Annotated in this window: 12 protein-coding genes; 9 read left to right on the top strand and 3 right to left on the bottom strand. The window is 63.1% G+C overall.

Translation table 11 applies throughout. The features are described 5' to 3' along the window. Nucleotides 1–51: 51 nt before the first annotated feature. From pstC to pstB, 3 genes are read left to right on the top strand one after another with little or no spacing between them, the layout of a single operon-like run. Entirely contained in the window at nt 52–1,437 is a 1,386-nt protein-coding gene (gene pstC / locus FHP89_RS02340; RefSeq protein WP_144177206.1) for a phosphate ABC transporter permease subunit PstC, read from the top strand. Beyond that, the gene (pstA, locus tag FHP89_RS02335) at nt 1,430–2,737 is read left to right on the top strand and encodes a phosphate ABC transporter permease PstA (RefSeq protein WP_144177197.1); all 1,308 of its coding nucleotides are present in this window, start codon (nt 1,430–1,432) and stop codon (nt 2,735–2,737) included. Before pstC ends, pstA begins: the two co-directional genes overlap by 8 nt. Before the next feature lie 38 nt (nt 2,738–2,775). Continuing rightward, nucleotides 2,776–3,645 carry a phosphate ABC transporter ATP-binding protein PstB gene (pstB, locus tag FHP89_RS02330; protein WP_449240214.1) on the top strand — a complete coding sequence of 290 codons (870 nt, stop codon included), beginning with the start codon at nt 2,776–2,778 and terminating at the stop codon, nt 3,643–3,645. Nucleotides 3,646–3,716: 71 nt separating this feature from the next. On the opposite strand, the gene FHP89_RS02325 is transcribed toward pstB, so the two are convergent. From FHP89_RS02325 to ppk1, 3 genes are all read right to left on the bottom strand, one after another. Continuing rightward, entirely contained in the window at nt 3,717–5,003 is a 1,287-nt protein-coding gene (locus tag FHP89_RS02325) for a methyl-accepting chemotaxis protein (RefSeq protein ID WP_144177189.1), read from the bottom strand. Beyond that, entirely contained in the window at nt 4,978–5,496 is a 519-nt protein-coding gene (locus FHP89_RS02320) for a PAS domain-containing protein (RefSeq protein WP_144177187.1), read from the bottom strand. Before FHP89_RS02320 ends, FHP89_RS02325 begins: the two co-directional genes overlap by 26 nt. Before the next feature lie 101 nt (nt 5,497–5,597). Continuing rightward, on the bottom strand, nt 5,598–7,682 hold the full coding sequence (gene ppk1, locus FHP89_RS02315; RefSeq protein WP_144177183.1) for a polyphosphate kinase 1: 2,085 nt from the start codon (nt 7,680–7,682) through the stop codon (nt 5,598–5,600). A 172-nt stretch (nt 7,683–7,854) separates the two neighbouring features. Between ppk1 and ppx the strand changes: the two genes are divergently transcribed. The 6 genes from ppx to FHP89_RS02285 are packed head-to-tail and all read left to right on the top strand — an operon-like array spanning nt 7,855 to nt 14,567. After that, nucleotides 7,855–9,357, top strand: coding sequence for an exopolyphosphatase (ppx, locus tag FHP89_RS02310; protein WP_144177173.1), 1,503 nt, complete (start codon nt 7,855–7,857; stop codon nt 9,355–9,357). Between the two features lie 8 nt (nt 9,358–9,365). Next, nucleotides 9,366–10,478, top strand: a complete 1,113-nt coding sequence (locus FHP89_RS02305) for an ABC transporter permease (RefSeq protein ID WP_144177165.1) — start codon at nt 9,366–9,368, stop codon at nt 10,476–10,478. A gap of 25 nt (nt 10,479–10,503) precedes the next feature. Continuing rightward, a complete protein-coding gene (locus FHP89_RS02300) occupies nt 10,504–11,277 on the top strand; it encodes an ABC transporter ATP-binding protein (RefSeq protein ID WP_144177163.1) in 774 nt (257 codons plus the stop codon). Between the two features lie 3 nt (nt 11,278–11,280). Further along, the gene (locus tag FHP89_RS02295; protein ID WP_144177161.1) at nt 11,281–12,228 is read left to right on the top strand and encodes an MlaD family protein; all 948 of its coding nucleotides are present in this window, start codon (nt 11,281–11,283) and stop codon (nt 12,226–12,228) included. 18 nt (nt 12,229–12,246) lie between these two features. Continuing rightward, entirely contained in the window at nt 12,247–12,867 is a 621-nt protein-coding gene (locus tag FHP89_RS02290) for an ABC-type transport auxiliary lipoprotein family protein (RefSeq protein ID WP_144177159.1), read from the top strand. 50 nt (nt 12,868–12,917) lie between these two features. Then, on the top strand, nt 12,918–14,567 hold the full coding sequence (locus tag FHP89_RS02285; protein ID WP_144177157.1) for an acyl-CoA synthetase: 1,650 nt from the start codon (nt 12,918–12,920) through the stop codon (nt 14,565–14,567). The last annotated feature ends 38 nt before the right edge of the window (nt 14,568–14,605 follow it).

Here is a 14,605-nt window from a genome sequence, read left to right as displayed (position 1 = left end):
CGGTCGCCGTTCCGCGGACTTCTTCCCGTCCTTATTGGCTGACTGTTTCTCGTGACCCAGACCCCCATACTTCTCGTTCTGCTGCTGGCGCTGACGTCGGCAGCCTATTACTTTGGATGCAAGCGCGCCTTCCGCGTGGCGGATGGCAAGATCCGGAAGTTGCATTCCTTGCCAGGGTATTACGGCCTGTATGTTGCGCTGTGGGCTGCCTTGCCGGCGCTGCTGATCCTTTGCGCCTGGCTGTTGTTTCAAGGCTCGATCATTACCCGCATGGTGGTGTCCTCACTGCCCGATGCGATTCAGCAGCTGGGGCCCGATCGGCTCAACCTGGTGGTCAATGACATCCGCAATCTGGTGTCGGGCAATATCGTGTCCGGCGAGCCGGACGCCATCATGCTGGCAGCCGCGGACTACTATCGCGGCCTGCTGAGTGTGAGCCGTAATATGCTGTTTGCGATCGTGCTCATCGTGGCCGGCCTGAGTGGCTGGTACGGGTACTCGAAAATTCGTGCGCAGCATCGTGCCCGCAATGGTGTCGAGTCGATCATCAACTGGTTGTTGGTGGCATGCTCCACCGTGGCGATCCTCACCACCGTCGGTATTGTTCTGTCGGTGTTGTTCGAGTCGATCCGTTTTTTCCAGTCCGTGCCGATCACCGAGTTTCTGTTTGGTCTGGAGTGGAGCCCCCAGATTGCGCTGCGCGCTGATCAGGCGGGCTCGTCCGGTGCCTTCGGTGCCGTGCCGCTGTTTGCCGGCACCTTGCTGATCACCTTCATCGCCATGACGGTTGCCGTGCCGATCGGCCTGATGTCAGCGCTCTATCTGGCCGAATACGCCAGTGCGCGGGTGCGCGCCATTGCCAAGCCCTTGCTTGAGGTGCTGGCGGGCATTCCGACCGTGGTGTATGGCTTTTTTGCGGCGCTGACCGTGGCGCCCTTCATTCGTGAATCAGGCGGTTTCCTGGGGCTGGACGTGGCCTCCGAGAGCGCCTTGGCGGCCGGCCTGGTGATGGGGATGATGATCATTCCCTTCGTGTCATCCTTGTCCGACGACGTGATCAACGCCGTGCCGCAGTCGCTGCGCGAAGGCGCTTATGGCATGGGCGCGACCTCGTCCGAGACGATCCGGCGGGTGATTTTTCCCGCCGCGTTGCCGGGCATTGTGGGTGCGATTTTGCTGGCCGTGTCGCGTGCCATTGGCGAAACCATGATTGTGGTGATGGCGGCGGGCCTTGCGTCCAATCTGACGGCCAACCCGCTCGAAGCGGTGACGACGGTGACCGTGCAGATCGTGACCTTGCTGGTGGGCGACCAGGAATTCGACAGCCCGAAAACACTGGCCGCCTTTGCGTTGGGTCTGGTGCTGTTTGTGGTGACCCTGGCGCTGAACTTCGTGGCCCTCTATATCGTTCGAAAGTATCGGGAGCAGTATGACTAATCCAGGCAAAGCGCTGCCCGAGGGCGCAACGAGCTTCGCGCGCATTCAGGCCGGCATGGCCAAACGCCGGGCGGCGGAGCGTCGCTTCAAGATGCTGGGGCGCATCGCCGTCAGCGTTGGTCTGCTGTTTTTGTCGGTGTTGCTGATCAGCATTGTCAGCAAGGGCTACACCGCGTTCTGGCAAACCCAGATGCGGATCGATGTGGTGTTGACCGCCGACGAGATCGACCCCGACGGCACGCGCAGCGCCGAGACCTTGCGCAAGGCCGATTATTCGTCCTTGATCAAGCAGAGCATGCGCGACATGTTCCCCGAGGTGTCGGGTCGCCGCGATAAATTCGCCTTGTATGGCCTGGTCAGCAACGGCGCAGCCTTCGATCTGCGCGACAAGGTCATGGCCGATCCGTCCCTGATCGGCACCAAGGTGTCGCTGTGGGTCCCTGCCGACGACGATGTCGACATGCTCATGAAGGGGCATATCGATCGCAATGCGGCCGAGGACGACCGGCGGATCAAGGACAATGTGCTGGGCTGGATCAATCAACTCGAGGCCGAGGATCGTCTTGAACTGCGCTTCAATATCGACTTTTTCACCAAGGGCGACTCACGTGACCCGGAGCTGGCCGGTATCCGCGGCGCGCTGATGGGCACCATCTTTACCTTGATCGTGACCTTGTCGCTGTCCTTCCCGCTCGGTGTAGCGGCGGCGGTGTATCTCGAAGAGTTTGCGCCCAAGAACAAATGGACCGACCTGATCGAGGTGAACATCAACAATCTCGCCGCCGTGCCGTCCATCGTGTTCGGCCTGCTCGGCCTGGCGGTGTTCATCAATGTGTTCGGGCTGCCGCGTTCGGCACCGCTGCTCGGTGGCCTGGTGCTGACGCTGATGACGCTGCCGACCATCATCATTGCCAGCCGCGCCGCGCTCAAGTCGGTGCCGCCGTCGATTCGCGACGCCGCGCTGGGCATTGGTGCCTCGCCGATGCAGGCCACGCTGTATCACGTGATTCCGCTGGCACTGCCCGGCATGCTCACCGGCACCATCATCGGCATGGCGCAGGCGCTGGGCGAGACCGCACCGCTGCTGATGATCGGCATGGTGGCCTTCATTGCCGATGTGCCGCAGGGGGTGTTCGATCCTTCGACCGCCTTGCCGGTGCAAATCTACCTGTGGGCCGATAGCCCCGAGCGCGCCTATGTTGAGCGCACCTCGGCGGCCATCATGGTGCTGCTGGGCTTCCTTGCGCTGATGAATCTGGTCGCCGTGCTGCTGCGCAAACGTTTCGAGCGACGCTGGTAAGCGTTGGCAGATAGAATATTGAGAATCGAGGTCAAATCATGAGTCCCCAAGGGCAAGCAATGGCATTAAAGTTGGATGGTGCGGCAGGGGCGGCACACGTTGCCACCGTGGGCCGTGATGTTCGCGAAACAGTGGGCGAAATCCGGGTCAACGATCCGCGTGTTCGCTGTACGGATGTGAACGTGCACTACGGCGATAAGCACGCCATCAAGAACATCAGCCTGGATGTGGGCAAGGGCGAAGTGCTGGCCATGATCGGCCCGTCCGGTTGCGGCAAGAGTACTTTCCTGCGCTGCCTGAATCGCATGAATGACACGGTGCGCGAGTGCCGCGTGACCGGCGAGATCCTGCTCGACGGCGAAGACATCAACAGTCGTCACATCGACGTGGTGCCGCTGCGCGCGCGTGTGGCCATGGTGTTCCAGAAGCCCAACCCGTTTCCCAAATCGATCTACGAAAACGTGGCCTTCGGACCGCGCATTCATGGCTTGTGCGAGAGCAAGGCCGATCTGGACGTGGTTGTCGAAAGCAGTTTGCGCAAGGCCAACCTGTGGGACGAGGTCAAGGACCGCCTGGATGATGTCGGCACCGGCTTGTCGGGTGGTCAGCAGCAGCGTCTGTGCATTGCGCGGGCGATTGCCATCGAGCCCGAAGTGATCCTGATGGACGAGCCGTGCTCCGCACTCGACCCGATCTCGACCGCGAAAGTCGAGCAGCTGATTGAAGAGTTGCGCCAGCAGTTCTCGATCGTGATCGTGACGCACTCGATGCAGCAGGCCGCGCGGGTATCGCAGCGCACTGCCTACTTCCATATGGGCGACCTGATCGAGGTAAGCGAGACCGATCGCTTGTTCATCAAGCCACGCCACCAGCTGACCGAAGACTACATTACCGGCCGTTTCGGCTGAGTTGCCCCCATCGATGAAAAAGCCCGCCAACCGAAAGGTCGCGGGCTTTTTTGTTTCTTGGGCACCGGCGGTCAGCGCATCTGCTGCTCGAGGTTTTCGAACAGGTGGTCGTAGATCTCGACCAGGGCGCTGCGGTCTCGGCTATCCTTGACCCAGCGCCGGTCGGCCGCAATCCGCGCGGCTTCCTGTTCCATGTCCGAGAGACTGCGCAGGTCGGTGACCTCGCCCTGAATGATGAGGTTGGCGTCGGCGCGCGCTTTTTGTGCGGTAGACACAATGTTCATCGAGCGACTCATTGACAACGCGCCTTCGCCGATTCGGTTGGCAAGCGTCCCCACCTGGTGGGCCGATTTGGCTGAGGTGATGAGCTTTTCCTGGAACTCGTCGGCGGTGTCGCGGGCGTCGGACACCGCGCTCGCCAAGGCGTTGATCTGACTGTTGGCGGCGGTCATGGAGGCGCTTATTGCACCGATGGCCTCGGCGATTTCCTCCGCCGATCGCTGGGCCTGATCGGCCAGTTGCCGCACCTCGTCAGCGACGACAGCAAATCCGCGCCCGGCCTCGCCGGCGCGGGCTGCTTCGATCGATGCGTTAAGTGCGAGCAGATTGGTCTGTTTCGCGATGTGGTCGATGTTGCCCGTCAGCGCTCGAATCGCACCGGCCTTTTCCGACAGGTCACTCACCGCGCGGGCCCCTTCGTTGGCACGTACGCTGGCATCGCCGAGCGCGTTCGACATGTGCGATGCCGCTTCGGACATTGAGTGGGCAGTATCTGAAAAATCGTGAGCGAGCGTGGCCGATTCGGTGGCATTGTTGCAGACGGTGCCGAGTGATCCGCTCACATGATCGATGGCCAGGGACAGGCCACGCTCCGAGCGCAAAAAAATGCGTGAAAGCAGCGCTTCGCGCGCGACCGACACCTGCGCTGCGTCGAGGTTGTCGAGCATCACCTGCATGCGATCGAGTACATTCTTGAACAGTCCGTGCAGCCCAACGGTCTGCAAGCGGCGCCATGGGCGCTGGTTAGCGCCGGCGTCCATGCCGCCGAGAATCTCGCGGAAGGCAGTTTCTGTCTGGTCAAGGGCGGAGTTCAGGCTGACGCGCATGGTTTCGAGCGTCGGATCGCGATAGGCGCGTGGCACGCGGTTACTCAGCGATCCTTCGCCGATTTCGCCGAGTAAAGTTGCCAGTGAGTCGATCTCGCCTGCTGCCGATTTACGGGGCAGTATTACAAGGATGCCCGCCAGCGTTGAGAGGGCCGTCGCCAGAGCGGGCATCCAGAATGTCGTCGCCGCGGCGCCGAGGGCGAGCAGCAGCACGCCATGGCGCCGATCAAAGTGCGAAAACAAGTTCTTCATAGCGCATATCCTTGGCTTTCATCACATCTACCAGCACCTGCGTGCCGGCCGCAATGGCATCGCGTGCGCCCGCCTGCTTTTCGGCTTGCAGCATTTGCGCGTAGACCGCCGAGACGGCTTCGACGGCTGGGCGGGTGGGGCAGCGGCGTACCGAGGTGTAGCCGGTGATGCGCCCGTGGGTATCGACATCGGGGGTGATATGGGCAAGCACCCAGTAGAATCCGCCGTCTTTGGACAGGTTTTTCACGTAGGCGAACACTTCCTTGCCCGTGGCAATGGTGTCCCACACCAGCTTGAAGGCGGCGCGCGGCATGTCCGGGTGGCGAATGATGTTGTGCTGCACGCCGAGGAGCTCATCTTCGGTGTAGCCGGAGAACTCAACAAAGATCGGGTTGCAGTAGGTGATGATGCCTTTGGGGTTGGTCTTCGAGACGATGAAATCGTCGTCGCGCATGACGCGTTCGACCTGGGTGGGGGTGATGGCTCTCTTCATGCGCGGCTCCCGATGGGCATGTGGGAATTAGCGGCATGGATTGTCGGGGCTTTAGTGCAATGTGCTGCGACGCCGCAGTGCGGCGTTGCAGGTGGGGCGGTTTAGCTGCTTGGCCGGGGCTCGACCAGCATTTCGAGCAGCGCCTGTTGCGCCGGATGCCGTGCGCCCCGGGGGTGTTTGCGACGGTAGCTGCCGTCGGGTTGCATTTCCCAAGCGTTGCAGTTGTCGTTGAGATAGACGCGGAAGCCTTCTTTCATGACGCGGCGCTTGAGCCGCGGGTCGAGAATCGGGAAGGCGGTTTCGATGCGGCGGAAGAAGTTGCGATCCATCCAGTCGGCGCTCGACAGGTAGAGCTTGTCTTCGCCATCGGCATGGAAACAGAAAATGCGGTGGTGCTCGAGAAAGCGGCCGATGATGGAGCGCACCCGGATGTGCTCCGACAGCCCGGGCACCCCCGGACGCAGCGCGCAGGGGCCGCGGATGATGAGATCGACCTCGACGCCGGCCTGCGATGCTTCGTACAGCGCCATGATGGTTTGGGGTTCGAGCAGCGCGTTCATCTTGGCGCTGATGCGCGCCTTGCGGCCTGCGCGGGCGATCTCGGTTTCTGCTTTGATGTTCGCGATCACGTTGGCGTGCAGCGCAAAGGGGGCCTGCCACAGATGAGTCAGGGTCGAGGCTTTGCCCAGGCCGGTGATCTGCTTGAACAGCGCGGCCACGTCTTCGCCGATTTCGGGGTTGGCGGTGAGCAGGCCGAAGTCGGTGTAGAAGCGGGTGGTGCGCGGATGGTAGTTGCCGGTGCCCAGATGAATGTAGCGGCGCAGGCCATCGGCCTCGCGACGGATCAGCATCAGCAGCTTGGCGTGGGTCTTGTAGCCGAACACGCCATACACCACATGCGCGCCGACTTCTTCAAGCCGCGCCGCCCAGCCGATGTTGGCTTCTTCGTCGAAGCGCGCCATCAGCTCGACCACCACGGTGACTTCCTTGCCCTTTTGCGCGGCGCGCATCAGGTGCTCCATCAGCACCGAGTCGGTGCCGGTGCGGTACACCGTCATCTTGATGGCCAGCACGCCGGGGTCGTCGGCGGCGGCCTTGATCAGTTCGATTACCGGCGTGAAGCTTTCAAAGGGGTGGTGGAGCAGGATGTCCTGCTTGCGGATGGCGGCGAAAATGTCGGACGACGACCCCCCCAGGCCGGCCGGCATGGCTGGCTTGAACGGGGTAAAGGTCAGGTCCGGGCGGTCGACGCTGTCCGGCAACTGCATCAGGCGCACGAGGTTGACGATGCCGGGGGTGCGGTACAAGTCGTTTTCCGACAGCCCGAACTGGGTCAGCAAAAAGGCTTCCATGCCCGGCGAGCAGTTGTCGGCCACCTCAAGGCGAACGGAGTCACCGAAGTGGCGCTGCTGCAATTCGCCCTTGAGCGCGCTGCGCAGATTGGTGATCTCTTCTTCGTCCACGAACAGATCGGAGTTTCGGGTGAGCCGGAACTGATAGCAGCCGAGCACTGCCATGCCGGGGAACAGCTTGTCGACATGGGCGTGGAGGATGGACGACAGGAACATGAAGCCGTGTTCGATGCCGGTAATGTCTTTGGGCATCTGGATGATGCGGGGCAGGGCGCGCGGGGCCTGGACGATGGCGGTATTGGTGTCGCGGCCGAAGGCGTCGAGTCCGTCGAGTTCGACGGCGAAGTTCAGACTCTTGTTGAGCACCCGCGGGAAGGGGTGCGCCGGATCCAGGCCGATGGGCGTGAGCACTGGCGCGACCTCGCGCTCAAAGTACTCGGCGACCCAGGCCTGCTGGGCTTCGGTCAGCGCTTCACGCTTGAGCAGGCAGATGCCCTCGGTTTCGAGCGACGGCAGGATCTCCTCGTTGAGCAGACGGTATTGCTCTTCGATGATGTCATTGACCACCACGCTGATCTGATCGAGCAAGTCGTGCGGTGTCAGGCCGTCTTCGGTGTCGGGCGCGCGCAGGCCCTGGCGAATCTTCTCCTTGATGCCGCCGACGCGGATTTCGAAGAACTCATCGAGATTGCTGGAGACGATGCACAGGAAGCGCAGGCGCTCGAGGAGCGGGACGCTGTGGTCCGCCGCTTGCGCCAGCACGCGTTGCTGGAACTGCAGCAGGGACAGCTCGCGGTTGATGAAGCTTACATGCGGGAGGTCGTCGGGATTCATGTGTGAGCGTGCCGTGTTGGAACAAGGTAAGAGCGAGAGTCTTTGACATTCATATTACATCGCGATGACAAAAGGCGATGCGGGTGGATTGGGCCGATGCCCGGCTGCTTGACGGTGCTAGAATCCGGGGCGTCTGCCTACGCCTTTCGCCGGGCGCCGCCCGGCCATACCAATGACTAACGAATTGATTGCCGCAATCGATCTGGGTTCCAACAGCTTTCGCCTTCAGGTCGGGCGCATCGTCGAGGGGCAGATCTATCCGCTCGATGGGCTCAAGGAGCCCGTGCGGCTTGCCGCCGGGCTGTCGCCCGAAAAATATCTCGATACCGCCGCGCAAACTCGCGGCACCATGGCCTTGAGCCGGTTTCGTGAGCGGCTGGCCGGGTTCAAGCCAAGCCAGGTGCGGGCAGTGGCGACCAACACCTTGCGCGTTGCCAAGAATGCACCGGAGTTTCTGATCCGCGCCGAGGCCGCGCTGGGTTTCCCGATCGAAGTGATTGCGGGCCGCGAAGAAGCGCGTCTGATCTATATCGGTGTCGCGCACTCGTTGGCCGACCCGCAGCGTCAGCAGCTGGTGGTCGATATTGGCGGTGGCTCGACGGAGTTTGTCATCGGGCGGGCGTTCGAGTCGCTGGAACTCGAGTCCTTGTACATGGGCTGCGTCAGCTTCAGCCTGCGCTATTTCCCTGACGGCAAACTCGATCGGCGGGGTTTTCAGGAGGCCGACCTGGCCGCCCAGCGTGAATTGCAGACCATCGTCACACGCTTTGCCGAAGTGGGCTGGGAGCTGGCCGTTGGCTCCAGCGGTACCGCCAAATCGCTCAGCGACATTCTGCGCGGCAATGGCTACACCGACGGCCGCATTACCTTGGCGGGGCTTGAAAAGCTCCGCTCGGCGCTGATCAAGGCAGGGCGCCTGGACGGCTTGTCGCTATCGGGCATCAAGGCCGATCGTTTGCCGGTGTTGCCCGGCGGCCTGGCCATCATGATTGCCGTCTTGAAGGCTTTCAGCCTGAAAGAGATGGTGTTCTCGGAAGGCGCGTTGCGCCTCGGCGTGCTCTACGATCTGCTGGGTCGCTACCATCATCACGACTTGCGCGATGCGACGGTTGAGGCCTTCGCCATCCGATATCGCGTGGGCCGTCAGCAGGCGGAGCGGGTCGCTGATACCGCGAGCTTTCTGTTTGCCCAGCTCGATCCGATGGCCTCGCAAGAGGGCAATCTCGACCTGCGCTACCTCAAGTGGGCCGCCTTGCTGCACGAGGTTGGCATTTCGGTCGCGCATTCGAGCTATCACAAGCACAGTGCCTACATTCTGGGCAACGCCGACATGCCGGGGTTTTCGCGCATGGATCAGGGTCGGCTGGCCAGACTCGTGCTCGCCCATCGCGGCAAGCTCGCGCGCATCGCGAGTCTCGACCCGGCCAGCAGCGACTGGTTGCTGATCGCCTGTTTGCGTCTGGCGGTGGTCTTTCACCGCGCGCGGGACAACCGCGGGCGTCCGCCAGTAGGCATCGAGCGAAAGGGCAGCGGCTTCGCCCTGGTGGCCGACAAAGCCTGGCTGGATGCATTGCCGCTGACGGCCGCAACGCTGGCCGATGAAGTAGCGCAGTGGTCTGCCCTGGGGCATCCGCTGTCGGTCGCGACACGGTCCGGTTTCGCCCTGACCGTTTGACCAGCCACATGGCCGACGCGATCCGCACGCCAGAACTTCATTTGAGTGAGGGGTGCCTGAGTCCGGCGGGCGACTGGACTTTGCTGGCGCTGGGCTCACACGCGAACCGATTGCGCCAGGAACTGGCCGCTGCCAAAGCGAATCGCTGGGACTTGTCGGCGCTGACCCGGCTGGACAGCTTTGGCGCACTGTTGTTGTGGCGCGCCTGGGGCGGGCGTCTTCCCGCCGACATGGTGCTGCCCGACGGCTACGCGACGCAGTTCGAGCGTCTGGCCGCGATGGACGAGGCGCCGGTGCCGCATCCGCCGCGCGTGGGTGTCGTCGATGTGGTGGCCGGACTGGGCGGCGCCTTGCTTGGGCTGTTTGCGCATCTGGGCGACTTCCTGGCGCTGATCGGCCGCCTGGCGCTCGATTGTCTGCACCTGCTGGGCCGACCGCGCAACTGGCCGCTCAAGGAATTCTCGGCCAATCTGTACAAGGTCGGCGTCAAGGCCATGCCGGTGAGTGCGCTGGTCGGTTTCCTGATCGGCGTGGTGCTGTCTTATTTGTCGGCCTTGCAACTGAAGGCCTTTGGCGCGGACATCTTCATCGTCAACATTCTGGGCCTGGGCATTATTCGAGAGCTCGGCCCGGTGCTGGTCTCGGTGCTGGTGGCCGGGCGTTCCGGCTCGGCCATGACCGCGCAGCTTGGCGTGATGCGCGTGACCGAAGAGGTCGATGCGCTCACGGTGATGGGTATTTCCAACTACATTCGGCTGGTGCTGCCCAAAGTGATGGCGCTGTCGGTGGCGATGCCGCTGCTGGTGTTGTGGACCTCGGCCGTGGCGCTGGTTGGCGGCATGATGTCGGCCGAGTTGCAGCTGGGCCTGAGCTATGGCTACTTTATTGAAACCTTGCCCAAGGTGGTGCCGGCGGCCAACCTGTTCATCGCGCTGGGCAAAGGCGCCGTCTTCGGTGTGCTGATCGCGCTGGTGGCCTGCCATTTTGGCCTTCGGGTCAAGCCGAACACCGAGAGTCTGAGCGCCAACACCACCGCCTCGGTGGTGACCTCGATCACCCTGGTGATTCTGGTGGATGCGGTGTTTGCCATCGCCACGCGCTCGATCGGGGTGCCGCTATGAGCACGCCTGCGGAACGGGTCGGCCCATGACGACGCCTGTGCTCAGCCTGCGCGGCCTCAGCACGCGCTTTGGCAGTAACTGGGTGCACAAGGGCGTGGACCTCGACATCCCGCCGGGCGAGGTGGTGTCCTTGGTCGGTGGTTCGGGGAGTGGCAAGACCACGCTGCTTCGGCAGATGGTGGGTCTGCTGACCCCCACCGAAGGCGAGGTGCGGGTGTTCGACGAGCCATTGTTTGCGGGCAGTCGCGAGGCCCAGCGCCAGCGCCGTCGTCGCTTTGCCATGTGTTTTCAGGGCGGCGCGCTGTTCTCTGCATTTACGGTTTACGAGAACATCGCCTTTCCGCTGCGCGAGGCTGGCATCGCGACCGAAGCCGAGATTCGTGAGCTGGTGGCGCTCAAGCTGACCATGGTCGAGTTGCTGCCCAGCCATGCCGCGCTGATGCCGGCGGAGCTGTCCGGTGGCATGATCAAGCGGGTGGCGCTGGCCCGTGCGTTGGCGCTGGAGCCCGAGTTATTGTTGCTCGACGAGCCGACTGCCGGGCTGGACCCGACGCGCAGCGCGTCCTTTGTGGCGCTGATTCGCGATCTGCAGCAGCAACTGGGGCTGACCGTGGTGCTGGTGACGCACGATCTGGATACGCTGGCGGCTTTGTCCTCGAAGGTGGCGGTGCTGGCCGAGCGCCGCATTCTGGCCTTTGATTCGCTGGAAGCGGTGATGCAGGTCGACCATCCTTTCATTCAGGAATTTTTCCTCAGCGAGCGCAGTGCACGTGCGTTGGCTCGGGCGCAGGGAGCTTAAACCATGGAGAATCGGGCACATGCCATTCTGGCCGGCCTGTTCGTGCTGTTGCTTGGCGCGGCGACGGTCTCGGGGGTGTGGTGGTTTTCGGGTGAGCGTGAAGCCACCCGCACGCTGGAACTGGTGAGCCGGGGCAGTATCACCGGCCTCAATCTGCAGGCGGCGGTGCGCTACCGGGGCATATCGGCCGGGCGGGTGGAATCGATTTCCATCGATCAGGCCGATCCGCAGAACATTCTGGTGCGGGTGAGCCTGCGCACCGATTTGCCGGTCACTCAGGGCACCAAGGCATCGTTGGGCTATCAGGGCGTGACGGGCCTGGCCTTTATCCAGCTCGACGACAAGGGGACGGACCCCACGCCGCTGGTGGGTGAGGGCGGCAATCCGCCGCGCATCGCGCTGTCCTCGGGCTTGCTGGACGAGTTGTCGTCGGTCGCGGTGGAAGCGCTTGACCAGTTCCGCAAGATCGCCGCGCAGGTCGAGCGGGTGTTCGACGAAAAATCGGTGGCACGGGTGGAGTCGACTATGACTCGGCTGGAGTCGGCGGTCAAAGGCATGGACGAGACCTTTGCTGCGGCGCCCGAGGTGCTCGCCGAGGCGCGCCGCTTCCTGACACCGGAGAATCGGCAGCACCTGACGCGCAGCCTTGCCAATCTGTCCAGCGCGTCCGAGCAGGCTGGCCCGACGCTCGTCGAACTGCGTGGATTGCTGCTCAAACTGCAGGAAGTGAGCGAGCATATCGATGAGACCGCGGTGGCGACCGGCGATGGTTTGCTCAATGGCACTCTGCCGCGTCTGAACGGCTTGATGAAGGAGCTGACCGTCACGTCACAGCGCCTGACGCGTTTGATCGAAGAAGTCGACGCGTCGCCGCAAATGTTGTTGCTCGGCCGAGGCGTGCAGGCGCCCGGCCCCGGCGAGGCGGGTTTTGCCGTTCCGCCAGTGCGCTGACACACAGGAGACGCACGCATGACACGATACAAAGGCTTGGCTGCGCTGATGCTGCTTGCCGGTTTGAGCGGATGCACCAGCTTCAGCGCCATTCCTGAATCCTTCAGCATTTACGACATCGGCCCACAGGGCAACACGCCGGTGCCGGTCGCGGTGCCGCTGGTGGGCATCGACGTGGTCGCGCCTTCGTGGCTGTCGTCCTCGGCCATGCAATACCGTCTGGTGCCGCAGCATCCGCTGGAGCGCCGTGCCTATACCAATAGCCGGTGGGCCGGCATGCCGTCGGAGATGGTGCGGATTGTGGTCGGGCGCGTGATTGAAGCCCAGCCCGCCACCAATGGCTCGGGTTGCCGCCTGCGGGTGGATGTGGATGAATTCATTCAGCGCTTCGATGCGGTCGACGCCAGCGTGGCCTTGATTGAGCTGCGTGCCAGCTTGCTCGCGCCGCGCACCGATGCGGTGATGGCCAGCCAGACCTTTGCGGTCGAAGTGCCCGCGCCGACGGCCGATGCCGCCGGCGGCGTGGTCGCGATGCGAGCGGGCGTCAATCAGCTTGCGGTCGACGCCGGGCGCTGGCTGGCTGCGCTTGAGGCGCCGGGCGCGGGCGCCGAGTCTTTCCGGGCGCGTTGTTCGCGCTAGCCGGAGTCGTTCAACCCTCGTTTCAAACCACCACCTTGCGGGAGTGACGCATGACCCTGACATCCAGCCCCTATGCCGAAGGCCTTGATCGATGTGACGCCAATTATGTGCCGCTCTCGCCGCTGAGTTTTCTGGCGCGCAGTGCGGCGGTGTACCCCGACCGCCTCGCCATCATTCATGGCGCGCGTCGCTACACCTGGCGCGAAATGTACGCGCGCAGCCGACGCCTCGCCTCGGCGCTCAAGGCGCGGGGGGTGGGGCGGGGCGACACCGTGGCCGTGGTGCTCAACAACACCCCGGAAATGCTCGAAGCGCACTTTGGCGTGCCGGCCATCGGCGCGGTGCTCAACACCATCAACACCCGGCTCGATGCCGATGTGACCGCCTTCATTCTTGGCCACGGCGAGGCCAAGGTGCTGCTCACCGATCGCGAGTATTCGCCGGTGATGCGCGAGGCACTGCGGCGTGCCAACCGGCAGGATCTGCTGGTGGTCGATGTGGACGACCCCGAATTTACCGGCCCCGGCGAACGCGTCGGCACGCTCGACTACGAAACCTTGCTGGCCGAAGGCGACCCCGAGTTCGCATTTGAGATGCCGGCCGATGAGTGGGATGCCATCTCCCTCAACTACACCTCTGGCACCACGGGCAACCCGAAAGGCGTGGTGTACCACCACCGCGGCGCGTACCTGAATGCGCTGTCGAACATCGTCTCCTGGGGCATGGCGCCGCATGCGGTGTATTTGTGGACGCTGCCGATGTTCCACTGCAATGGCTGGTGCTTTCCGTGGACCATGGCGGCCAATGCGGGGGTGAACGTGTGCCTGCGCCGGGTGGACCCGGCGTTGATTTTTGACGCGATTCGCGCGCATGGCGTCACGCACTACTGCGGCGCGCCGATTGTGCATGCGATGCTGGCCAATGCGCCGGCCGCGATGCGCGAAGGCATTGATCACAAACTCAATGGTCTGGTGGCCGCCGCGCCGCCGCCGGCGTCGGTGATTGAAGGCATGGCGAAGATCGGTGTCGAGCTGACCCATGTGTATGGCCTGACCGAGACCTACGGCCCGGCAGCGGTGTGCGCCAAGCATGATGACTGGGCCGATCTGCCGCTGGCCGAGCAGGTGCGGCTCAACGGCCGGCAAGGCGTGACCTATCACGTCCAGGAAGGCATCACGGTGATGGACCCGGAGACCATGCAGCCCGTGCCACGCGACGGCGAAACCATGGGCGAGATCATGTTCCGCGGCAACCTGGTCATGAAGGGCTACCTCAAGAATCCGCAGGCGACGCGCGAGGCCTTGAGCGGTGGGTGGTTTCATTCGGGTGACCTGGGTGTGCTGCAGCCCGATGGCTACGTGAAGATCAAGGATCGCTCCAAGGACATCATCATTTCTGGCGGCGAAAACATCTCCTCCATCGAGGTCGAAGACGCGCTTTACAAGCATCCGGCCGTGATGGCCGTCGCCGTGGTGGCTGCGCCGGATGACAAGTGGGGCGAAGTGCCGGCGGCCTTTATCGAACTGCGCGAGGGGGCGAGCGTGACCGAGGCCGAGCTGGTGGCGCATTGCCGCGAGCATCTGGCCAGTTACAAGCTGCCGAAAAAAATCGTGTTCAGCGAATTGCCGAAGACCTCGACCGGCAAGATCCAGAAGTTCGTGCTGCGCGAGCGCATGCGTTCGACCGACGCGATCGACTGATCCATACGCTACCGTCTGGTCAATTCGCCATCAGCGCG

It is taken from the genome of Denitromonas ohlonensis, assembly GCF_007625205.1.
Lineage (GTDB): Bacteria > Pseudomonadota > Gammaproteobacteria > Burkholderiales > Rhodocyclaceae > Nitrogeniibacter > Nitrogeniibacter ohlonensis.
The sequence above is the reverse complement of the archived record's forward strand: the minus strand, read 5'-3'. Positions and strand labels throughout refer to the sequence as shown.